The sequence below is a fragment of the Roseateles sp. YR242 genome, from assembly GCF_900109745.1.
Classification (GTDB): domain Bacteria; phylum Pseudomonadota; class Gammaproteobacteria; order Burkholderiales; family Burkholderiaceae_C; genus Roseateles.
Window position 1 is genome coordinate 273,951 of the sequence record NZ_FOAV01000001.1, and the last position, 22,757, is coordinate 296,707.

The window sequence follows — 22,757 nt, forward strand, 5'->3', positions numbered from 1 at the left end:
TCACTGAAGAACGGCCGGCCACGCCGGGCCGGCCGCGTCACTTCAACAATCAGAAGAACTTGTAGTTCAAACGGCCATACAGCTGGCGGCCGATCGGATTGGTGTAGGTGGGGTCATAACCCACCTGGAAGTTCAGGGAATTTCGCGAAGACGGTGGATCCCGGTCAAACAGGTTCTTCACGCCGAAGCTCACCGTGAACGACTTGGTTGGCGACACCGAGGCCTGGGTATCCCAGGTCGTGTAGCTGGCCACCTTGCGCACCAGTGGGTAGTCGTCGTCGCCAGAGGCAAGAGGGTCGGTGTAGTCGTCGTAACCCGCCGTGAAGTTGTTGGTCAGGGAGAAGTCCCACATCGCCTTGCGCCAATTGAAGGTGAGCTGATGGCGCCAGCGCGGCACGGCGCCAAAGTCCTTGAACTTCCCGAGGTCGGACGTCTTGGAAAGACCCACATACTGATACCCGTGAGTCAGGAACAACGTACCGTCCAACTGCACCCCGAACTGCCCCCACGCCGCCGTCTTGAAGCGCCATTGCGCCCCCAGGTCCAGCCCGGATGCATAGTTCTTCGCGCTGTTCTCCTGCGGCAGGAAGACGTAGGCAATCGGCAAGTCCTTGTTGGTGCTGCCCTTGATGGGGTTGAGCATGTCGGGATCGTTCACCGGGTCGTAGCGGTAGATGTAATCCTTGTAGCGCGTGGGATCACTCAGCACCTGGAGTTCCGACTTCGCCACGATGGGATCGCGAATCTCGACATTCCAGTAGTCCACCGAGGTGGAGAGATCGCGCAGCGGCGAAAACACCAGCCCCAACGAGAACTGCCTGGATTTCTCCGGCTTCAGGTTTCGGTCGCCCGCGGTGGCAGAGTCCAGCTGCACATTGCATTCGTCCTTGAACTCATTGACCGGGTTGATGGTGTCCGTGATGGGCACGCCACCCGGGCAGCGCAGCGGGTCCGACCAGGTGGCCGCCGTGTTGTTGCCCGAGGTGAATGGGCGCAGGTTCTCATACAGGGTCGGCGCGCGGAAACCGCGCGCTGCCGACCCCCGCAACACCAGGTCTCGCATCGGCTGGTAACGCAGGCTCACCTTCGGGCTGAAGTTGCTGAAGCTGGTTCCAAAATCATTCCGGTACTTGTCGTAGCGGCCGGAGAAATTCGCCTCAAGCTGCTGGAAGATCGGCACGTTGATCTCGGTCATGGCGCCGATCACCTTGCGGCCACTGCTCACGCTGGGAATCGGTCCGCTGCCGCCCACCACATCACCTGATTCCAGAACCGGCTCAGACAGCTGGTCCAGTTTTTCTCGGCGCGCGTTGGCGCCAAAGGCCACGCTCAGCGGGCCGGCAGGCAGGTTGTAGACATCTCGAGACACGTGGAAGTCCACTTCGGTAGACGTGGAGGTGGCTGCCTGCTGCCGGCCGGTCAGCTGCGCGCTGTCCAGCTTCGCCTTGCTCTCGGCATCCTGCGGGCCAAAGATGTTGATCTCGCCCGCTGCGAGCAGGGGCGTCAGCTTGGCATAGCTGTATTGCCCGGGGCCGAAGAAGATTTCACCCTCGTTCTTCGAGTACGTGATGGCCGTGTCGTAATCCCAGCCCGCCACCAGCCCCTTGGCACCGAACAGGCCGCGGGTGGTCTTGGTCTCGGTGATGTCGGATCGACCGCCGCCCGCCACCGTCCGCCAGGTGCCGGTGATCGTGCCGGTGGGGGTCACGGTCGTGCCGTCCGGCAGCGTGATGCTCGTCGGGTAGAAGCGGCCCGTGGTGGGATAGACCAGCGACTTGGTGTACGGTGCCGGCGAATAGACCGATTGCACCCGGTCCCGGTTGTACAGAACTTCCGCAATCAGCTGGTTGTCTTCATTGAGCTGCAGGACACCCCGGGTCGTGGCATTGGCACGCCATTGGTCCGGAATGAGGTCGATGAACTTGGCGTAGTCGGTGCCGCATTCCGTCGGGCTCACGATCACCAGCGCCGAGCCAGGATCATTGCACCCACCGTAGCGCAGCGGGTTCACACTGGTGTGTTTGACCCCATTGGTATCCGTGAACGTGATGTTGGAGATGCCATTGCGGGGAGACGCCTTGTTGATGCCGAGATCCGGCCGGACAGCCGTCGCGGCATAGGCACGGTCCGCCGCCTTCAGTGGTGTGATCTCTTCGCGGCTGGCGGAAACCACCACGTTGAAACGGTCACGCGTCAGATCACCGAACCCCGCCACACCGCTGATCAGCTGGGAATTCCCTCCATTGCCGTGGTCGCCCTTGTATTCGGACCAAGCCACCTCGGCACCCTGGAAGTCACGACGGAGAATGAAGTTGATCACGCCGGCAACGGCATCCGCGCCATACAGCGAGGAAGCACCGTCACGCAACACCTCCACCCGCTCGACCGCGGCCAGCGGGATGGCATTCAGGTCGACCGGATTGTTGCCAAACGCGAAATTCGCGACGCGCCGGCCATTGAGAAGCACCAGGGTGTACTTTGGCCCGAGTGCCCGCAGATTGGCCGTGGCCGCGCCGCCCGTGGCGCCGACGTTGTTGGCCACCACGCCGCCACCGAAGCTCGACGGCAGCAAAGCCACCAGGTCCTGCACCGTGGTGGCACCGGAACGCGCGATCTCCTCACGCGTCAGGGTGGTCACCGGCAGCGCCGTTTCCGCAGCCACACGGCGAATCGATGACCCGGTGATTTCAACCTTCTCAAGTTGATGGGAGGGCGGGGCCTCTTGAGCCAGCACCGACAGTGGCAGGCTCATACCGAGGACCGTCAGGGCGGCCAGGTTTACCTGTCTACGCTTGAACATTCATCACTCCTGTTTGAAAGACATTCACACGCAGCTCATGGCCACGCTTCTACCGTGACGGCCCCATTCAGGAACGTGTCAGGCGAGCAACATGATTTCAATTGCCACCATCCACAAATTGGATTCAAGGGAATCCACGGACGCCTCACCCGGGTCTGTCGTCGCGAGCAAACCACATCGAGCGTTGAATCAATTCCAGCTTCCCAAGCGAGATTTCATGGGCCACGATGCCTTTCAACGGTTAGAGTAAGCACAGGTTCTGTTTGCCGGCACGCACTGACTTCCCATCGGGTGCCGCGTCTTGCAACTTCATTCTTCCTTGCCACAAGACGCCTGACGTCAAATGCGGTTAAGGGAAGTTAAAGACCCTAAAGAGGCGCTCCCCAGTGGCCGCAGAACCTACCCCCGCCCCGCTCAGTCGAACCTACGCCTTCGGCCCTTTCAAGCTCATTCCCGCGCAGCATCTGCTGCTGGAGGGAGACACCCCCGTTCGCCTGGGCGCTCGCGCGCTGGCGCTGCTGGTGCTGGTGGTGGAACGGGCAGGAGAACTTGTTTCCAAGCAGGAGATCCTGGAACGCGCCTGGCCCCACACCGTGGTGGTGGAGAGCAACATCAAGGTGGCCGTGGCCACCCTTCGGCGGGCCCTGAAAGACGGCCAGGACGGGCAGCGCTATCTCGTCAATGTGTCGGGTCGCGGCTACCAGTTCGTCGCACCAGTCACCTGCGCCGACAGCGACCCTCCAGTGGCCACAGTGCTTCCAGGACGCGCCCACCACCTTCCCGTTCCTGCCCACAACATTGTGGGCCGGCAACGCTCGATCCAGTCCATCAGCACGCTCTTCGAGACACAGCGGCTGGTCACCATCGTGGGTGAAGGCGGCATGGGCAAGACGACGGTCGCCATCGCCGTGGCGCGGCAGCTCTCGCACGAGACACCCGATGCCGTGCGCTTCGTTGATCTCTCCACACTGGTCGATGCGGGTTCCGTTGCCATGGCGCTGGCCACCGAGTTGGGCCTGCAAAACGATTCAGAAGGCGTGACCGCCACACTCATGAGCGCGCTCACCCATCAGCCCTTGCTCTTGGTGCTGGACAGCTGCGAGCATGTGCTGCAACCCACCGCGGAGCTGGTCAGCCGAATCCTCTGCGAGGCGCCTGGCGTGCGCATCCTGGCCACCTCCAGGGAACCATTGCGAACGCCCGGTGAATCACTTCACCGCCTTCCACCCCTGCGCAGCCCGCCAGCTGGCAGTGATCTCTCCGCAAAAGAGGCGCTTGCCTTCTCGGCGGTGCAGCTCTTTGTGGAACGCGCGGCCGCTTCGAATGAGCATTTCCGCTTCGAGGACAAAGACGCGCCGCTGGTCAGCGCCATCTGCAGAAAGCTCGACGGCGTGGCGCTCGCCATCGAATTGGCGGCGACTCATGCGGACGCCTTCTCATTGCGGGACCTTTCGACACTGCTGGACGACAGCAGGCGCGTGCTGGCGCTGGAGCGCCGCGGTGCATTTCCGCGCCACGCCAGCCTGGCCGCTACGATGGACTGGAGCTATCGATTGCTGCCGGACAACGAGCGCACGCTCCTTCGCCGGCTGTCGGTGTTTGATGGCGTCTTCTCGCTGTCGTCCGCCATGGCCGTGGCGGGGCCCGGCCAGGACACGGTGAAGGCCCTGCATGGTCTTGTCTCAAGATCCATGGTGGCGGTCGAATGGAACGCCCAATCACCTGGTTATCGGCTCCTTGACACCACCCGGGCCTATGCCGCCACCAAGCTGCAGGAGGCCGGGGAGGAAAGAGACCTGCGTCGGCGTCACGCCCTGCATCTGGTGGAGCGAATGACACAGGCCAAGATGGAATCCGTCGGGTCGGCCGATGGCGAATGCATCGACGACCACGACGCCATGATCGATGACGTGCGGGCGGCCTTGGCCTGGGCATTGGAGAGCGGAGACACCGAACTCGCCACGGCGCTGACGGTGGCCGCAACGCCACTGTGCCAACCCAGAATTAACGATGTTTAACCGCACGGCTGGGGGCCACCCGCAGCGGTATGCCTACATTCAATGGCTTGGCAACCTCTGCATAACGCCTCGCAGCCGAGGTGACCCCGCCGCCTCGGTTCGCGGGAGTGATGCAGAGCGTCCCAGGGACGCCTTTCGGGGCGCCTGCGAATCTGTCTGGTATGAGGTCGGTGAATGAAGTTTGAGACTCTGAGCATGTTGTTGGGCATGGGCATCATGCTCACGGCCGGTTCCGATGTGCACGCACAAAGCGAGGTCCTGACACCTCGCGCCCTCGCAGAAATTGAACGGCTGGGTGCACCCGCCCTCTCCCGCGATGGGCAGACGGCGGCCTACACCGTGACGGGCGAGCGATTGGCGTCCAGCGAGACCACGAGCAAGTCCACCAGCGAGCCCAACAACAAGGGCAACGGCAAGACCAGCGCCAAACTCTGGCTGGCGCCCAGCGCCGACCTCCAATCGGCCACTCTGCTCGTCCAGACCGATCAGGCCATCAGCCAGTTGAGCTGGTCCGAAGACGGGAAAAGCGTCTATTACGTGAGTCCCGCATCGGGGCGGGCTCAGCTCTGGAACGTCGGTGTCGACGCGACCGCGCCTCGCCAGGTCACCCACTATCCCCTGGGCGTGCTGGCGTATCGCCTGGTTGACCATGACCGCCTGTTGATCACCGCTCACGACGCGTTTGCGGATTGTGCAGACCTGGCCTGCAACCAGGCTCGCCTCGATCAGGAAGAGGCCCGCAAGCGCGACCGGGCACCCGCAGAAAGCGGTCTGATGTACCGGGACGGAGAAGCCCCCCGCTATCTCGACGGCTATATCGACAACCGGTTCGTGAACCTGTTCCAGGCTCGCCTTTCCGGCAAAGAGGTGCTGGGCAATGCCACGGCCATCGTGCAGGGCTATCGGTACGACATTGCCGAGCGCAACTTCCTGCCGCAGATCGACTTCAGCGTCTCACCGGACGGGCATGCCCTGTATGCAGGCCTGCGGCCGTCCGGATCCAACCAGGGAGACGAGCTGCCGAAGACGATCTATCGGGCGGCGCTGGAAGCTGGGCCGTCGAGCGCTGGCAACCAGTATGGCGCGTGGATCTCCGACCCAGCCCGGTCGGTCTACAGGCCGCGAATCTCCCCGGACGGGCGACGGCTCGCCTACCTGAGAGCAGAAGGGAGTGAGCACACGGCACCACGCATCACGATCTGGGTGCGTGACCTGGCGACCGACCAGGACCGCCAGGTCGCCGCGGGGCTGGATGTCCTCGTGAGTGAACTCGAATGGTCATCAGGTGGCGACAGCCTTTACGCGATGGGACCTGAAGGCACCCACCTCCGCTTGTTCAAGATTCCATTGAATGACGCTGGCAGCAGTGCCGGTGACGGTGCCGGTGCCACCGCCACTGCCGACGCCAATGCCATTGCCGGCGCCAAGGTTCCCGCCGACGCGCGCGCATTTGCAGCAGTCCCCAGCAGTGGATCGGTGCTCCAGTGGAGCAGCCAGGGCGGCAGACTCGCATTGCTGGAGAGTCATCTACAGCAGCCTCCAGAGGTGTCGGTGGTCGAGGAAGGGCCTGCGGGAAGGCGGCTGTCGAGCACCTCATCGGCCACGGCGCAGGTCGCTCCGTATGCGCTCGGAGAGGTCTCCACCTTCCGTTTCAAGGGCTGGAACCGAGACACGGTCGAAGGCATGCTGATGAAGCCGGCGCGTTTCGATCCTGCCCGGCGTTACCCGGTGGTGCTCCTGCTGCACGGCGGCCCGAACGGCCACTTCTCGGATGCCTGGAGCGCCGGCATGCTGGCTCCGCAGCTGTTGGCCGCACGCGGCTATGCGGTGGTCATGATCAATCCGCACGGATCAGCGGGCTACGGCACAGCCTTTGGACGAGCCGTGCTGCGTCATTGGGACGATCGACCGCTGGAGGACTTCAAGGCAGGTTGGGCGCACGCGTTGGCGGCCTTCCCCTTTCTGGACCCGGCGCGTGCCTGCGCGGTGGGCGGCTCGTACGGAGGCTACCTCACCTTGCTGTTTGCGGGCCGATGGAAGGCCCCGTGGAAGTGCTACGTCAATGGGCAAGGGATCTTCGACGTTCGCAGCTTCTTCTACGCGAATGACATCACACGCTACGACCAGTTGTCGTTCGGCCAGGAACCCTGGGCGGCCGCCGATCTGGAGCGGCAGAACCCCGCACGCGACGTTGGCCAATGGACCCAGCCCATCTTCACGATTGCCGGCGGCCGGGACTATCGGGTGCCCATTGAGCAGACCCTCGGGGCCTACAAGGCTTCCGCGCTGAGGAAAGTTCCGTCCCAGTTGCTGCTCTTTCCGGACGAAAGCCACGGTCAATTCAACCTGCCCAATCGGATCCGAACCATGGACGAGGTGTTGAGCTGGCTGGATCGCTGGACGGCGCCGGGCGGCCAGGCGGAGGCTCGCGTTCGGTGAGTGAGCCCCGCAGGGTCTTCACGCCTGCGCAGCACCCACAAAAAAGCCGGGGCGTGCCCCGGCTTTTTGCTTCCCGCCGATCACCGACCGGCAGGCAGATCGATCCAAGCCGATCAGGCTTGCTTGCGACGACGAGCGACGCCAACAGCCACCAGGGCCAGGCCGGCCAGGGCCAGGCTGCCGGGTTCCGGAACCTTGGACGAGAAGGTCAGGTTGTCGATGGCCACGTTGCCGGTTTGGATGATCTCGAAACGGGCGATGTTGGTGGCGGTGCTCACGCTCAGGGTGAACCAGCTGGCGCCAGAGCCATAAACCGAAGCCAGCAGGTTGTTGGCGCTGTCGTAGACATTCAGCACGGCGGTATCCGAGTCGTAACCTTCGTCGCCCACCAGCATCGACAGGGTGTTCACCGCGGTCGTGAAGTAACCGGTGATGTTGCCCCAGGTGGAGGTGCCGAACGAGTAGTGGCCCGAATCCGAGACCGAGGTCGAGTGCGAATAGGTCTGGTAGGTCGTCTTGGTGCTGAACACCAGGCCTTGGCTGGCGTAGCGGTTGTAGGCCGGGGCGTAGGTGCTGGCCAGGTCTTCGAAGGTGATGGTGGCAGCGCCGGCCGGCAGGGCAACGGCAATCAGGCCCGCAGTAGCAAGGGCGAGGCGGGCAATCAGACGAGTCAGCATGTGAAATCTTTTCAGGGAGGTTCTAACACCCTCTTACAAGCGAAATGTGTGCCAGCGCACTAAGTCCTTGATTCGCTTATCCCTAAGACTAGGGAGATGATGTCACTGTAAAAAGCTTCGACAGTCACTTGCGGCGATTCGTGAACTACTCCACGAATGGAAAAACGGTGTGTCGACATTCTTGACATCCGGTCTCCGGGCCCACAAAAACGGGCCCCGAAGGGCCCGCCGTGAACGGTTACGCGCTGCAGGAGCGCTCAGTTACCCAGGCGCGTGGGCATCGGCGGCGGCTCGCTGCGCTGGATCGGCTTCCAGCTCTTCAGGCGCTCCAGCACGTTGGCCACGGCGGCCTCCAGCTGCACATCGCGCCCCTGGTTCACCGCCACCGGGTCCAGATCCACATCGATGTCCGGGGACACGCCTTCGTTCTCGATGCGCCACTCACCTTCCGGCGTGAAGAAGCGGAAGAACGGCACGACCAGCCGGCCGCCATCGATCAGCGGTGGATTGGACGCAATGCCGATCAAGCCACCCCAGGTGCGCTTGCCGATCAACGGACCCAACTGGTTGCGGCGGAACGCGTAGGGCATGAAGTCTCCGCCCGAGCCCGCGTCCTGGTCGATCAGCATGGTCTTGGGGCCGTAGATGGCACCGCCGGGCGTGTCGTAGATCAGCGCGTCGCGGTCCTTCCAGCTGCCCAGGTAGGGGCGGGCCAGCACTTCGGTCACGTAGTTGGCCGCTTGCCCGCCGTCGTTGCGGCGGTCATCCATCACCAGACCCTGCTTGTCCACCTGCGCAAAGAACATGCGGTTGAAGTGCTGGAAGCCCTGCGTGGCCGTATCCGGCATGTACACATAGGCCAGCTTGCCGCCGCTCAGGCGGTCCACCTCCTGCCGGTTGTGCTCCACCCAGTGCCACTGCCGCAGCGCGACCTCGCTGGCGACGGGCTCGACTTGCACCTGGCGCGCGCCTTGCCCCTTGGCATCACTGGCCACGGTCAGTTGCACCGGCTTGCCTACCGTGTTCTCCAGTTGCTGGAACAGGTTGTGGCTGCCGTCCACCGGTTGGCCGTTCACCGCCAGCAGGTAGTCCCCGGCCTTCACGCCCAGGCCAGGCGCTGCCAGGGGCGCCTTCAGGAAGGGGTTCCAGCGGTCGCCCTGGAAGATCCTGCTGATGCGGTAGTGGCCGCCTTCGAAGCTGAAGTCCGCACCCAGCAGGCCAATGGCCACACGAGGCTCGGTCAGCACATCACCACCGCCCACCCGGTTGTGGGCCACCTGCAACTCACCAATCATGTCCACCAGCAGGTCGTTGAGGTCTTCACGACGCTGCACGTGCGCCACCAGCGGCAGATAACGCTGGTACACCGCCGCCCAGTCCAGCCCGTGGAGCTGGGGGTCGTAGAAGAACTCTTTCTCCATCCACCAGGTCTCGTTGAAGATCTGGCGCCATTCCGCGCGGGGGTCGATGCGTACGCGCAGGCCGGAGACGTCCACGGGCTTGGCATCGATCTTCTCGCGTGCATCTGCCACTTCCAGGCGGCCGCCGCCCAGGTCGAAGAGGATCCTCTTGCCGTCGGCGCTCATGGCGTAGTCACGCACGCCGGTCTTCACGAGCTTGGCGGTCTTCTCGTCGAAATCGAAGCGGTAGAGCTCACCCTGGTCGCGGCCTTCGGCCGCGGGCGCCTCGATGCTCACACCGGGCTGGCGCCGCTCGATATAGAACAGGGCACCGTCCGACGCCACGCCCAGGTGGTCGTAACGGGCCAGGGCCACCGGCAGGCCGATGATGCGGTCCTGGATGCCGGCAAAGTCAATGCGCACTGGCTTGGGCTTGCCATCCTTCTTGTCAGCGTCCTTCGGATCCTTGGGGTCGGCCGGCTTGCCCCTGGCGTCGCCCTTGCTGTCGCTGCGCTTATCGTCCTTGCTGTCCTTGTCCTTGCCGTCCTTGCTGTCCTTGGCGTCGCCCTCCTCGGCATCCGCCTTCCTGCCCTTGCCCTCTTCGTCCCCCGCCTTGGGCAGCAATGGCGACTTGCCATCCGCCCGCAGCACGGCGCCAAACAGGCCCAGGCGCAACGAGCGCTCCTGGGTGGACATGTCCAGGCCCACCTGTGTCGGGCCGGAGTTGATGGACGCAGCAAAGTACAGCACGTCACCCTTGCCGGAGAACACCGGCAGTTCCGCATGGCTCAAGCCATCAGTGAGCGTGTGCTGTTGCCCGGTCTGCAGGTCATGGACGCGGATCTGGCTGAAATGATTGCGGCCGGTGACCGTGTAGGCCAGCCAGCGGCTGTCCGGCGAGAAGCTCACATCAAAGCCCTGGCGGCGCAGGCTGTGGTCGATCTTCTGCAACTGGCCGGACTGCGGGCCCGAGAGCGGCAGTTGGAAGAGGTTGAGATGGTTGTCCTGCAGCACCAGGCGGGCGCCGTCGGGCGACCAGTCCAGCAGCTTGTAGTAACCCGTCTCCGGCAGCAGGATCTTGCGCGCGGCCTTGCCTGCGGCCTGCTCGCCCAGTTGGTCACGCAGCACCACCTCGTGGCGCATGCCGGGCGCGTCGGAGATGTAGGCCACCTGCTGGCCGTCCGGGCTCCAGAGCGCGTCCTGCTCCCGCACGCCGGACGTCTGGGTGAGGTTGCGCACCACGCCGTCCTTCACCGGCACCGTGAAGACCTCACCACGCGCGCTCACCAGCACGCGCTTGCCTGTGGCGGAAAGCGCTACGCTGGTGATGGTGCGGGCGGCATCCTTCCACTGCACACGCGCCTGGGCGCTCGGCTCGGAGAGGGGCACGCGCAGGGTCTGGGGCGTGCTGCCGTCCAGGCCGATCTCCTTGATCCGGCCACCCACCTCATAGACGATGCGACCGTCCTTGCCGTCGGCCGTCTTCACGTCCCAGACGGTTTCGCGGGTCAGCTGGCGCAGGGCCTTGGTGCGGGTGTTGTAGGCAAACAGGTTGGCCGCGCCATCATGGCGGTCCGAGATGAAGACCACCTCTTCACCCATCCAGATGGGGTTGCTGTCGGTGGCATTGACGTGGGGGATCTGCTCCCAGGTCTTGCCCTTGGGGTCGATGATCCAGATCGGCGGTGTGGTGCCGCCGCGGCTTTGGCGCCAGCCGGAGGCACCGGCGTTGGCGCGGCGGTACGGGCGGTAGGCCAGCAGGCGGCCGTCGGGCGACCAGCTGCCCTCGTAGGCCACGGCCTTCATCACCTGCTGCTCGAAGCCGCCCTCCAGCGGCACTTCGTAGAGCTGGTTGCTGCGGTTGTTCAGCACCTCGCGGGGCGAGGCAAACAGCACCCGCTTGCCGTCCGGGCTCCAGCCCGTGACCTGGTCGGTGGCGCTGTGCCAGGTCAGGCGGCGCGGTTGGCCACCGCCCGTGGGCACCACGTAGACATCGGTGTTGCCGTCATAGGCTGCGGAATAGGCGATCCACTGGCCATCGGGCGAAAAGTGCGGAGAAAACTCCGACGACACCCGGGCGGCCAGCTGGCGCGGCTGAGTGCCGTCTCGATTGGCCAGCCACAGGGCACCGCCGTACACAAATGCCAGGTGGCGCGTAGAGATGGCGGGCTGGCGGAGCAGCAGGGTGCCGGCATCGGCATTGGCACCGGCGGAAGCCGGCGCCGTGGACTGCGCCAGCGCCGGGGTGGTCGCTGCGATGCCGGCCGACAGGCTCAGCGCCAGGGCTGCAGCCTGGCTCAGGGAACTCAGTTGCATGAGGTGTTTGTGAACGGTTGGAATCAGCGGGGCAGGATAGCGGGCCTGCCCAACGATGCCGAAGCTCACCCCTGCCGATTTGAGGCGCAGGCGCTCAGTGCTTTCCCGGGGGAACGGGGCCGAATGGCGCCCGGTGGTGGCGTCAGGCCTGCGCCGGCTTGCTGCGCGAGGCCTTCCAGCCCCCATAGAGGGCGATCAGGCCAGGCACCAGGATCATGGCCCAGATGATCTTGCTCAGATGGGTCTGCACGAAGGGGATGTTGCCGAAGAGATAGCCGGCCAGCGTCAGGCCCACCACCCACAAGGTGCCGCCGCCGACGTTGTACGCCGTGAAACGGCTGCGGCTCATGGCCGCCACACCGGCCACGAAGGGGGCAAAGGTGCGGATGAACGGCATGAACCGGGCCAGCACGATGGTGATGCCACCGTGCCGCTCGTAGAACTCATGGGCGGCGTTGAAGGCGCGCTTGTTGAAGAAGCGTGACTGCTCCCACTGGAACACCTTGGGGCCGATCCTGCGGCCGATGGTGTAGTTGCACTGGTCGCCCAGAATCGCCGCCACCAGCAGCACGCCCATGGCCAGCGGCAGGTTCATGAGGCCCGCGCCACAGAGCGCGCCCACCACGAACAGCAGCGAATCGCCCGGCAGGAAGGGCATCACCACCAGGCCTGTCTCCACAAAGATGATCAGGAACAGCAGCGCATAGACCCAGGCCCCGTAATGGGCCACAAATTCCGCCAGGTGGGCATCCACGTGGAGGACGAAATCAATCAGGAAATGCAGGACATCCATGGCGGCGCATTATGGCGGCCCGCCGCCGGCCTTCGTCAGCGGAGGCATCAGATAAACCCTGCGCCGGCCCACGGCTGGTACAGACGCGGCTCGGGAGGCAGCGCCAGGCGCTCACCGCCGCCATGGTGGCGCGCAGGCGAGGATTTGCACCGCCGCCAGGTGTCCCTGGCGGGCAGGTATCGGCCGTGAGCCTTCTACAATCCCCCTTATGGATGCTTCTCTCGCCCCTGCGGCGAACGTACTGCCCGGCAGCGACCCCGCCGACGCCTCGCGCCGCTCGATCCGCGAACTCCCGGATGAACTCATCAGCCAGATCGCCGCCGGCGAGGTCGTGGAGCGCCCGGCTTCCGTGGTGCGGGAGCTGGTGGACAACGCCCTGGATGCCGGCGCCGGTCAGATCCAGCTCAAGCTGCTGGCGGGCGGTATCCGCAGCCTGATCGTGGAAGACGACGGCCACGGCATTCCGGATTCGGAACTGCCGCTGGCCATCAAGCGCCATGCCACCAGCAAGATCAGCAACCTGGACGAACTCGAGGCCGTGGCCACGATGGGATTCCGGGGCGAGGCACTGGCGGCCGTGTCGTCAGTGGCAGAACTCTCCCTGGTGTCCCGCTTCGACGGCGCCCCGCATGCCTGGCGCCTGGACGCCCGCAGCGGCGAGCTGAGCCCCGCCGCCCGCGCGCGCGGCACCAGCGTGGAGGTGCGCGAGCTCTTCTTCAACACGCCCGCGCGCCGCAAGTTCCTGAAGACCGAAGGCACCGAACTCGGCCACTGCCTGGAGGCCCTGCGCCGCCACGCACTGGCCCGGCCGGATGTGGGCTTCACCGTCTGGCACGAAGGCAAGCTGGTGGACCAGTGGCGCGCCTCGTCCCTGGCACAACGCATCGCCGAAGTCCTGAACGAGGATTTCGTCAGCCAGAGCCGGGATGTGTTCGCCGAGGTCGGCCCGCTGCGCATCCACGGCCGTGTGGGCCTGCCCGAGGCCGCCCGCAGCCGCGCGGACATGCAATACGTGTATGTGAACGGCCGCTATGTGCGGGACAAGCTGATCGCCCACGCCATTCGGTCCGCCTTTGACGACGTGCTGCATGGCCAACGCCAGCCCAGCTACGTGCTCTTCATCGACATCTCCCCCGAACTGGTGGATGTCAACGTGCACCCGACGAAGATCGAGGTGCGCTTCCGTGACGGCCGCGAAATCCACCAGCAGGTGCGCCGCGCCGTGGTGGCCGCCTTGGCCCTGAGCCGCACCGCAGACGCTGCACCGGAAGACGAAGCCCCCGCCCGCACACCGGCCGTGCCCACCACCTGGACCGGCACCGCCGCCTGGGACCGGCCGATGGCGCAGGAAACGCCCGCCAGCTACGCGGTGAGCGCTGGCTCGGATAGCTGGCGCTCACCCATCCCCACCCGCGCCCAGACCGCCTTGGCCCTGGAACAGGCCGAGGCGCTTTATTCCCCCGGCCCCGCGCCCGGCGCGCTGCCCACGGCGCCCGCCGGCCCGCGCCCCAACCCCACCACCTACGGCGCCGCCGCGTCCGCACCCGCGCCGCTGCCGTCCAGCCAGGCTGGCGAATGGCCACTGGGTCGAGCCATCGCCCAGATCCAGGGCATCTACATCCTGGCGGAAAACGCCCAGGGCCTGGTCATCGTGGACATGCATGCCGCGCATGAGCGCGTGGTCTACGAGCGGCTGAAGACGGCGCTGGGCGAGACCCGCATCGACTCGCAGCCGCTGCTGATCCCGGTGACCTTCTCCGCCACGCCGCAGGAGATCGCCACGGCTGAAGCGCAAGCCGAGACGCTGAACCGTCTGGGCCTGGATATCGCCCCCCTCTCCGCCAAGATGCTCGCCGTGCGTGAACGCCCGGCCCTGCTGGCAGGCGGCGATGTGGTGGAGCTGGCGCGCGGCGTGCTGGCCGAACTGGCCCAGTTCGACGCCAGCCATGCCATTGAGCGTGCCCAGCACGAGATCCTGGCCACCATGGCCTGCCATGGCGCCGTGCGCGCCAACCGGCAGCTCAATCTCGACGAAATGAATGCCCTGCTGCGCGACATGGAGCGCACAGAGCGCGCCGATCAGTGCAACCATGGACGCCCCACCTGGCGCCAGCTCACCGTGCGTGACCTGGACGGCCTTTTCCTGCGTGGCCGCTGAACCGCCACCACTCCCACCCTTCTGACGTAGTACCGACATGGCCACGATCAAACTCAACAAGAACAAACCGGCCAGCGACAAGCCGTCCGGCTCCGGCCCGCGCCGAGCCCCCGTGCGCGGCGGCGGCGGTGTGGGCAAACCACGCCCCACCCTGGCCCAGGCGCAAGCGGACCGCGCCGAGCGCCAGGCAGCCTACGAACAGCGCAGGGCGGACGAGCATCAGGACCAGCGTCGTCCGGGTGGACGCCCCGACCGAGGTTTTGACCAGCGCACCGACAGCCGACCTTACGGCCCGCGCGGCGGTGACCGGGCCGAGCAGGACCGTGGGCCGCGTGGCCCAGGGGGGCACGGTGGCCCCGGTGGCCCGCGTGGCGGATCGCAAGGGCGTGGCCCGGGCTATGGCGGCAACTTTGGCGGCAACCGCGAACCCTGGGGCCAGCGCGATGCAGGCGGCCGCCGTGAAGGCGGTGGCCTGCACAACGACCGTGACGACCACGGCAGCCGCTACACCCAGGAAAGCCGCCCTCACCGCGAGGATCGTTATGGCCGGGAAGATCGCTTCGGTGGCGACAACCGTGGCCCGGCCGCACGCCGCCCCGATGACCGGGGCCCGCGTGGGGACCGTCCCGGCTTTGGTGACAACCGAGGTGGCTTCGGCCACGACCGTGGTGGCTATAGCGACAACCGTGGCGGTGACCGTGGTAGCTACGGCGACCACCGTGGTGGTGACCGTGGTGCGCCGCGCGGCGATGGCCGACAAGATGGCCGGTTCGAGAACCGTGGCGGCCCCGACAACCGCTATGCCCGCGACGATCGGCCCTCGCAACGTGGCCCTGGCGGTGCCGGTGGTGCCGGTGGTGGTGGAGGCCGCTATGGCGAAGGCCCGCGCGACGACCGCCCACGCGGCCCCCGCACGATGTCCGACCGCCCTGCCGGCAACCGGTATGGCCCGGACAACGGTCCCCATCACGGCCCCGCAGGGGCTGATCGGGGGTGGTCGGACCGCCCGCAACAGTCCCGTCCCGGAGATCGGCCCTACGGAGATCGGCCCTACGGAGAGCGTCCTTATGGCGACCGGCCGTACGGAGATCGACCGCAAGGGGACCGGCCGTATGGCGATAGGCCCTATGGCGACCGGCCTCGCTCAGACCGCCCACGCCCGCAACACCAGGCGGACGGCGAGTTTGACACCCCGCGCCCCCGCAATCCGGCCCCGCAGCGCCTGGCCGACCCCGCCGAAGGCGAACGCCTCTCCAAGCGCATGAGCGAACTGGGCCTGGCCTCGCGCCGCGAAGCGGACGAATGGATCGAAGCCGGCTGGGTGACCGTGGACGGCAAGTTGGCCGAACTGGGCCAGCGCGTCGGCCCGGATGTGAAGATCGAGATCGACCCGGCCGCGCGCCAGGAACAGGCGCAACGCGTCACCATCCTGCTGCATAAGCCCATCGGTTATGTCTCCGGCCAGGCCGAAGACGGCTATGAGCCCGCCTCGGTGCTGGTGAAGGCCGACACGCACTGGGCTGAAGATCCCGCCACCGGCATCCACTGGGCGCCCGGCCATGGCCGCAATCTGGCACCCGCCGGCCGCCTGGACATCGACTCCACCGGCCTGCTGGTGCTGACGCAGGACGGCCGCATCGCGCGCCACCTGATCGGCGAAGACTCCAACGTGGAGAAGGAATACCTGGTCCGCGTCACCATGGAACAGGGCAATCCCGAGGTGCCTGCACAGCATCAACTGGACCCGCGCGCCCTCGCCTTGCTGAACCACGGCCTGGAACTGGACGGCGTGGAACTCAAGCCCGCCAAGGTGAGCTGGGCCAATGAAGACCAGCTGCGCTTTGTGCTGCGCGAAGGCCGCAAGCGCCAGATCCGCCGCATGTGCGAGCAGGTGGGCCTGAAGGTGGTGGGGCTCAAGCGCGTGCGCATCGGGCGCATTCCGCTGGGCCAACTGCCCGCTGGCCAGTGGCGCTACCTGGCGCCCTGGGAGCGCTTTTGACGCGTCCGGTGGCGACGCCAGCGGGCCTGTTGCCGCTGTGTCTGGCGGGCCCCACCGGCTGCGGCAAGACCGCAGCGGCGCTGGCCCTGGCCCGGCGCCAGCCCGTGGAGATCATCAGCGTGGATTCGGCCCTGGTCTACCAGGGCATGGACATCGGCACCGCCAAACCCACGCCCGCTGAGCTGGCCGAGGTGCCGCATCACCTGATCAACATCCTGCCGCCGACCGACAGCTACTCCGCCGCGCAGTTTGTCCGTGACGCCACGGCCCTGGTGCCGCAGATCCAGGCCCGAGGGGCCCGCCCGTTGCTGGTGGGCGGCACCATGCTGTATTTCAAGGCGCTGTTTGACGGCCTCTCCGCCCTGCCGCAGGCCGACCCGGCCCTGCGCGCCGAGCTGGACGCCCGCGCCGCCCGCGAGGGCTGGCCCGCCCTGCACGCCTGGCTCGCCACGCTGGACCCCGAGACCGCGGCCCGCCTGGCCCCGCTGGACAGCCAGCGCATCCAGCGCGCGCTGGAGGTCTGCCTGCTGGCGGGTGAGCCGATGTCGGCGCTGTATCAGCGCCAGCGCAGCGAAGGCGTGGACTGGCCCTTGATCTCCCTGGAACCCACCGACACCGCGCGCGCCTGGCTGCATCAGCGTCTGGGCGAGCGTTTTGCGCTGATGCTGCAGGCCGGCTTTGTGGATGAAGTCCGGCAACTGCGGGCACGCGGCGACCTGGACCTGAGCCTGCCCGCCATGCGATGCGTGGGCTACCGGCAGGCGTGGGAATTGCTGGATGAGGCCGAACAGCGCGGCCGCGCCGAACCCGACCTGGCCGCACTGCAGGAGCGCGGCACGGCTGCGACACGGCAGTTGGCCAAGCGCCAGATCACCTGGCTGCGCAGCATGCCGACGCGCCGGGTGGTGGCGGCGGAGCGGCCTGACGCGTTGGCAGAGGTGATGGCGGTGATCGACCGCATCGATGACAGCGCCCGCACGGACCCTGGCAACACCATTGACCCGGGCGACCGGCCCAACCCGAACCCGACGGCCCCATCACCGACCTGAGCAAGGAAGCGTACCGATGCCCCCACCCCCGCTGCTGCAAGCCACCGGACTGACCAAGCGGTTTGGGGGCCAGACACTCTTTGAGGGGTTGGACCTGCGGCTGCAGCCGGGGGAATTGCTGGCCTTGCTGGGTGAATCCGGCAGCGGCAAGTCGACGCTGCTCAATGGCCTGGCGGCCCTGGAGCCTCTGGATGAGGGCCAGGTGTTGCTGGATGGGCAGGACATCCTGCGCCTGGACGAGGCGGGCCAGGCCCTGCTGCGCCGTGAGCGGCTGGGTTTTGTCTTCCAGGCCTTCCACGTCCTGCCGCACCTCACGGTGCGCGACAACATCGGCCTGCCCCTGCTGCTGCAGGGACGGCCGGACACGACCCGCGTGGACCACATGCTCGGCGCCGTGGGCCTGGCTGCCCATGCCAATCATCTGCCACGCCAGCTCTCTGGCGGGCAGTTGCAGCGCGTGGCCATCGCGCGGGCGCTGGTGCATCGGCCGGCGCTGGTGCTGGCGGACGAACCCACTGGCAACCTGGACCCGCGCCATGCCGACCAGATGATGCAGCTGCTGCGCCAGCAGTTGCAGGAGCAAGGCGCGGCCTGCCTGCTGGTGACCCACTCCGCCCACGCCGCGGCCCTGGCGGACCGCCGCCTGCGGCTGGACGGCGGCCAGTTGGTGGACGCCTGAGCATGCGGGCGCTACGCCTGGCCTGGGGCTGGTGGTGGCAATTGTCCTGGCCGGCCTTGCGGCTGCAATGGGGGCGCCAGCTGGCGGCCCTGCTCACCATTGCCCTGGGGCTGGCACTGGCCGGCGCCGTGCATTGGATCAACGGCTCCGCCCTCGCCCAGTTCGAAGCCGCCGCACGGCACAGCAGCGCGCAGGCCGACCTGGAGCTGCACGCGGCCCCGGGGGCGCCGGCATTGGGTGATGCGCTCTATGCCTCGCTCGCAGCGCGTGAGGACATCGTCGCGCTGGCACCCCGCCTGGAAGCCAGTGTGCGCGTGCAGGCGCCGGATGGACGCTGGGTGCGTCTGCGGTTGCTGGGCCTGGACCTGCTGCAGATCGCCAGTTTTCATCCGCAATGGCTGCCTCGCGCTGACGGCGGCCGATGGGCCGAGGCGCTGAACGGGTCCGCCTTGCTGATCAGTGATGCGGCCCTGCGGCAATTGGCCGCTCAGCCCGATGACGGCCAGCCGCACGGGGCCCCGCTGGCGGACGCGCCCCAACAGCTGCGGGTGGACATCCCCGGCGCTGAAGCGCCGCTGTCCGTGGCCGGCACCCTTCCCGACAGCAACCAGGCGGTCCTGGTGATGGACATCGCCTGGGCGCAGGCCATGTTGCAACGCCCGGGCGAGCTGGATGCCATCCTCCTGCGTATGGCGTCGGGCCACGCTGCCCCCTCGACCTGGCCTGCGGGCATTGAAGCCGTGGCGCCGCAAGAGCAGGCCCGTCAACAAGCCGATGATGCGCGCCGCCTGACCCAGGCCTACCGGCTCAACCTGGGCGTGCTGTCCCTGATGGCCTTGTTTGTCGGCGCCTTCATGGTGTTTGCGGTGCACAGCCTGTCGGTGGCCCAGCGCCTGCCGCAACTGGCCTTGCTGGGCGTGCTGGGCATGAGCGGGCGCCAGCGCCTGGCCCTGCTGCTGGCGGAGGCCTTGCTGCTGGGGCTGGCAGGCGCGGTGCTGGGCCTGGTGCTGGCCCTCGGCCTGGCCGAACTGGGCTTGCGCCAACTGGGCGGGGACCTGGGCAGCGGGATGATGGGACTTTCCGGCGCCCGCCCCACGCTGCAGACCTCCGCCGCGTCGATCGTGGGCTTGCTGTTGCTGGGCCCCGTGGTCAGCGTGGGTGCGGCCGCCCTGCCCCTGGCACGCTTGCGGCGCCTGCCCGCCGCGCAGGTGCTCAAGGGCCTGGGCAGCGGCGCGCCGGACCGCCGTTGGTGGCTGGCAGGCCCCGCCCTGTTGCTGCTGGCCCTGCCGTTGGCACTGCTGCCGCCGGTGGCCGGTCTGCCGCTGGGTGCCTACGGCGCCATGGTGGCCCTGCTGCTGGGGGCACTGGGCAGCGTGCCCTGGCTGCTGCGCGGGCTCACCGGGCTGGTCCGGCGCCGGGCCGCACGCCGGGCACTGCCGCTGCTGGCGGTGGAGCGCGCCCGTGACCAGGCCGGGGAAGCTGGCCGGCTGATTGCCGGCGTGCTGGTGGCACTGGCCCTGGCGGTGGCCATGCTGGTGATGATCGCCAGCTTCCGGCTGTCGCTGGACCAATGGCTGACCCAGATGCTCCCGGCCGATCTCTACCTGCGCCAGACGGCGCGGGACAGTACCGAACAAGGCCGCCCGCTGGCCCCCAGCCTGGTCGCAAGGGCTGCGGCACTGCCAGCGGTCGTGCGGGTCGAGGCCCAGCGGACCCGTCAGGTGGGTGTTCACATGGCCGATGGCCGCCAGGAACGAACCGCCCTGCTCGCGCGGCCCTTGGACCACACCCTGCCCCTGCAAGGCGAGACGGCGGCGCCGCAACCCGGCACCCTCGCCGTCTACATCAATGAAGCCATGCGGGACCAGTTGCATCTGGCGCCCGGAGACCGGTTCAGCCTGCTGGTGGACGGCAAGGACGTGAACGCCACGGTGCGCGGCGTCTGGCGAGACTACAGCCGGCAGTCGGGTGCCGTGCTGGTCGAGCGTGCAGACTGGCAACGCGCCACGGGCGACGACACGCTCACCGAGCTGGCGCTGTGGCTGGCGCCGGACACCGACCCGCTGACCGTGCAGGCCGCCGTGCGGCAACTGGCGCCCACGCCGGAGTCGGTGGAGATGGCCTCGGCCGGAGAACTGCGTCGGTTCTCGCTGGCCATGTTCGACCGCAGCTTTGCCATCACCTACTGGCTGCAGGCGGTGGGCCTCGGGCTGGGGCTGTTCGGCGTGGCGGCCAGCCTCTCGGCGCAATTGCTGGCGCGCCGGCGTGAGTTCGGGCTGCTGCTGCACCTGGGCCTGACACGCGCAATGCTGCGCCGGCTGGTGCTGGGCGAGACCCTGATCCAGGGCGTGGCTGGCGCCTTGATGGGCTTGCTGGTGGGGCTGGCGATCAGTGCGGTGCTGGTCTTCAGGCTGAACCCGCAAAGCTTCCACTGGAGCATGGATTGGCTGGTGCCGTGGCCACGGGTGGCGGCGTTGCTGCTGGCCAGCCTGATGGCGACGGGCGTTACCGCCGCGGTGGCCGGCGCCCGGGCGCTGGGGTCGCGCCAGGGCGAGGCCCTGCGTGCCGTGCGGGAGGATTGGTGATGATGAAACGTCGGCCGCTGCTGCTGGGGTTGGGCGCCCGGCTGGTGATGGGCGGTGGCGCAGCCTCGGCGGCGCAGCTGGCGGTGGCGGCAGCCTCTCCCTCAGCGGCTGCGTCGGCCTCGTCAGCGGATCGGCCGGTGGGCGTCAGCCCCGAGCCGGTGCTGTCGGCAGCGCCACTGGTGTTCCCCCGGGATCACGGCGCCCATCCCGAGACCGGTGTGGAGTGGTGGTACGTGACCGGCGTGCTGCGCCCTGAACAGGGCGAGGCCAATGCCCCGCCCGCGTACGGCTTCCAGCTCACCTTCTTCCGAATTCGCCGCACACTGGCTCGCCCGTTGGCGAGTCCGTTTGCCCCCGCGCAGATCATGCTGGGCCACGTGGCCGTCACCGACCTGGCCGGCCAGCGCCTGCACCACGACCAGCGCCTGCTGCGCCAAGGCTTTGCCAACGCCCGCACCGACGAAACCGACACCCGCGTGCGCCTGGGCGATTGGTCGCTGGCGCGCAGCGCGGGCGCCGACGGCCTCAGCCGCTACCAGTTGGCTTTCCGTAGCGAGCACGCCAATGTGGCGCTGTCGCTGTCCCTGGCGGCCGCCTTGCCGCCCTTGCTGCAGGGCCGCGCCGGCTGGTCCCAGAAGGGCCCCCAGGCCCAGCACGCCAGCCGCTATGTCAGCGAACCGCAACTGGCCGGCCGCGGCGCATTGGCGGTGGACGGCAAGCCGGCACAAGCGGTCCAGGCCCGGTGCTGGCTGGACCACGAATGGAGCCATGCTTATCTGGGCCGCGGGCGGGACGACGACACCACCCGCTCGGTCGGTTGGGACTGGCTGGGCCTGAACCTGAACGACGGTTCCGCCCTCATGCTGTTCCAGATGCGTCGCCAGGACGGCAGCACCCTCTGGACCGGCGGCACCTGGCGCGACCCGGCGGGCCGCCAGCAAGACCTGGAGCAGCAAGTGCGCTTCGAGGCGCAGGCCTGGTGGGACAGCCCCGCCAGTCTGGCCCGTTATCCGGTGCGGTGGCGCATCCACACACCACAAGGCATGTGGCGGGTCGAAGCCCTGTTCGATGCACAGGAAGTGGACGCGCGCCGCAGCACCGGCTTCCTTTATTGGGAAGGCGTGGTTCGGCTGCTGGACGAAGCCGGCACGCTCAAGGGCTGGGGCTATCTGGAGATGACGGGTTACGCCGGCCGTGTGCCGCTGTAGCGGCTGCGCCCGGAGGGCGTGACCGCATAAGCGCGCACGCAATTGCATCCGGCCCCACGCGCCATGGCCAGCGCCTGCCGGGCCTGCTGGAGCAACTGGTCGGCCCCCTGCTGCGGTTCGCGTTTCCAGTCCTGCCAATGTGCCAGCCCCAGGCTGGCACTCAGCGGCAGGGGTTGCCCCGCCCACCGGTAGTCCAGCGTGGCCACGCGGTGCCGCAGGCGGTCAGCCGCATCCAGCGCACCGAGCGGGTCGGTACAGGGCAGGTAGACGGCCCAGACGCCGCGAGGCAGCGGCAGCAGCCAGTCGCCGCCCCGCAGTTGCTGCCGGGCCAGTTGGGCCAGGCGCTCGTCCAGCGCCGCCACACACTCGGCGCCGAATTGATGCTGCAGACGCGCCCAGGGGTCCAGTTCCAGCAGCACCAGGGCGCCGTCGTGGCCATGGCGCTGCGCACGTGCAGCCTCGCGCTTGAGCTCCTCGCTCAGTTGGGCCTCATCGGCCTGGGCGTTCCCGTGTGATTCGTGCCGTGCACCCTCACCACGCGCTCGCCAGAAACGACGCAGCCGGTCCCACCAAGCCTTGGGGCTTCTGTCAATCTCTTGAGCCATGCCGCTTGCCCGCCTTGCCGTTTGAGGATTG

Annotated in this window: 13 protein-coding genes; 8 read left to right on the forward strand and 5 right to left on the reverse strand. The window is 67.4% G+C overall.

Features of this window, described 5'->3' with window-relative positions:
* Positions 1–49 precede the first annotated feature (49 nt).
* Positions 50–2,800, reverse strand: a complete 2,751-nt coding sequence (locus tag BMY53_RS01205) for a TonB-dependent receptor plug domain-containing protein (protein WP_092942755.1) — start codon at positions 2,798–2,800, stop codon at positions 50–52.
* 386 nt (positions 2,801–3,186) lie between these two features.
* Between BMY53_RS01205 and BMY53_RS01210 the strand changes: the two genes are divergently transcribed.
* On the forward strand, positions 3,187–4,818 hold the full coding sequence (locus BMY53_RS01210; RefSeq protein ID WP_092942758.1) for an ATP-binding protein: 1,632 nt from the start codon (positions 3,187–3,189) through the stop codon (positions 4,816–4,818).
* 174 nt (positions 4,819–4,992) lie between these two features.
* Positions 4,993–7,257 (forward strand): S9 family peptidase, encoded by a 2,265-nt coding sequence (locus BMY53_RS01215; RefSeq protein ID WP_092942762.1) that lies wholly within the window; start codon positions 4,993–4,995, stop codon positions 7,255–7,257.
* Positions 7,258–7,370: 113 nt separating this feature from the next.
* Here BMY53_RS01215 and BMY53_RS01220 read toward each other — a convergent pair whose 3' ends face one another.
* The 3 genes from BMY53_RS01220 to BMY53_RS01230 form a co-directional block, all read right to left on the reverse strand.
* Positions 7,371–7,934 carry a PEP-CTERM sorting domain-containing protein gene (locus BMY53_RS01220; RefSeq protein WP_092942765.1) on the reverse strand — a complete coding sequence of 188 codons (564 nt, stop codon included), beginning with the start codon at positions 7,932–7,934 and terminating at the stop codon, positions 7,371–7,373.
* A 257-nt stretch (positions 7,935–8,191) separates the two neighbouring features.
* Positions 8,192–11,650: a S41 family peptidase gene (locus tag BMY53_RS01225; protein WP_092942768.1), complete on the reverse strand. Its 3,459-nt coding sequence runs from the start codon at positions 11,648–11,650 to the stop codon at positions 8,192–8,194.
* A 142-nt stretch (positions 11,651–11,792) separates the two neighbouring features.
* A complete protein-coding gene (locus BMY53_RS01230) occupies positions 11,793–12,443 on the reverse strand; it encodes a DedA family protein (RefSeq protein WP_092942771.1) in 651 nt (216 codons plus the stop codon).
* A gap of 208 nt (positions 12,444–12,651) precedes the next feature.
* Between BMY53_RS01230 and mutL the strand changes: the two genes are divergently transcribed.
* The 6 genes from mutL to BMY53_RS01260 are packed head-to-tail and all read left to right on the forward strand — an operon-like array spanning position 12,652 to position 22,121.
* Positions 12,652–14,601 (forward strand): DNA mismatch repair endonuclease MutL, encoded by a 1,950-nt coding sequence (mutL, locus tag BMY53_RS01235; RefSeq protein ID WP_092942774.1) that lies wholly within the window; start codon positions 12,652–12,654, stop codon positions 14,599–14,601.
* Positions 14,602–14,638: 37 nt separating this feature from the next.
* Positions 14,639–16,600 (forward strand): pseudouridine synthase, encoded by a 1,962-nt coding sequence (locus BMY53_RS01240; protein ID WP_092942777.1) that lies wholly within the window; start codon positions 14,639–14,641, stop codon positions 16,598–16,600.
* Complete coding sequence (gene miaA, locus BMY53_RS01245) at positions 16,597–17,649, forward strand: tRNA (adenosine(37)-N6)-dimethylallyltransferase MiaA (RefSeq protein ID WP_092942780.1); 1,053 nt, start codon at positions 16,597–16,599, stop codon at positions 17,647–17,649. The genes BMY53_RS01240 and miaA overlap by 4 nt, the downstream gene beginning before the upstream one ends.
* Positions 17,650–17,665: 16 nt before the next feature.
* Entirely contained in the window at positions 17,666–18,328 is a 663-nt protein-coding gene (locus BMY53_RS01250; RefSeq protein WP_177200660.1) for an ABC transporter ATP-binding protein, read from the forward strand.
* Between the two features lie 2 nt (positions 18,329–18,330).
* The gene (locus tag BMY53_RS01255) at positions 18,331–20,913 is read left to right on the forward strand and encodes an ABC transporter permease (RefSeq protein WP_092942783.1); all 2,583 of its coding nucleotides are present in this window, start codon (positions 18,331–18,333) and stop codon (positions 20,911–20,913) included.
* Positions 20,913–22,121: a lipocalin-like domain-containing protein gene (locus BMY53_RS01260; protein ID WP_255369976.1), complete on the forward strand. Its 1,209-nt coding sequence runs from the start codon at positions 20,913–20,915 to the stop codon at positions 22,119–22,121. The genes BMY53_RS01255 and BMY53_RS01260 overlap by 1 nt, the downstream gene beginning before the upstream one ends.
* Here BMY53_RS01260 and BMY53_RS01265 read toward each other — a convergent pair.
* Positions 22,097–22,726: a GGDEF domain-containing protein gene (locus BMY53_RS01265; RefSeq protein WP_177200661.1), complete on the reverse strand. Its 630-nt coding sequence runs from the start codon at positions 22,724–22,726 to the stop codon at positions 22,097–22,099. The two genes, BMY53_RS01260 and BMY53_RS01265, sit on opposite strands and share 25 nt — an antisense overlap.
* Positions 22,727–22,757 lie beyond the last annotated feature (31 nt).

Excerpts from the sequence above, each read along its gene's own strand:
- BMY53_RS01260 (WP_255369976.1), top strand. The coding sequence starts at position 20,913 with ATGATGAAACGTCGGCCGCTGCTGCTGGGGTTGGGCGCCCGGCTGGTG.
- BMY53_RS01265 (WP_177200661.1), bottom strand. The coding sequence starts at position 22,726 with ATGGCTCAAGAGATTGACAGAAGCCCCAAGGCTTGGTGGGACCGGCTG.
- BMY53_RS01225 (WP_092942768.1), bottom strand. The coding sequence starts at position 11,650 with ATGCAACTGAGTTCCCTGAGCCAGGCTGCAGCCCTGGCGCTGAGCCTG.
- BMY53_RS01240 (WP_092942777.1), top strand. The coding sequence starts at position 14,639 with ATGGCCACGATCAAACTCAACAAGAACAAACCGGCCAGCGACAAGCCG.
- BMY53_RS01255 (WP_092942783.1), top strand. The coding sequence starts at position 18,331 with ATGCGGGCGCTACGCCTGGCCTGGGGCTGGTGGTGGCAATTGTCCTGG.
- mutL (WP_092942774.1), top strand. The coding sequence starts at position 12,652 with ATGGATGCTTCTCTCGCCCCTGCGGCGAACGTACTGCCCGGCAGCGAC.
- BMY53_RS01205 (WP_092942755.1), bottom strand. The coding sequence starts at position 2,800 with ATGTTCAAGCGTAGACAGGTAAACCTGGCCGCCCTGACGGTCCTCGGT.
- BMY53_RS01230 (WP_092942771.1), bottom strand. The coding sequence starts at position 12,443 with ATGGATGTCCTGCATTTCCTGATTGATTTCGTCCTCCACGTGGATGCC.
- BMY53_RS01250 (WP_177200660.1), top strand. The coding sequence starts at position 17,666 with ATGCCCCCACCCCCGCTGCTGCAAGCCACCGGACTGACCAAGCGGTTT.
- BMY53_RS01220 (WP_092942765.1), bottom strand. The coding sequence starts at position 7,934 with ATGCTGACTCGTCTGATTGCCCGCCTCGCCCTTGCTACTGCGGGCCTG.
- BMY53_RS01215 (WP_092942762.1), top strand. The coding sequence starts at position 4,993 with ATGAAGTTTGAGACTCTGAGCATGTTGTTGGGCATGGGCATCATGCTC.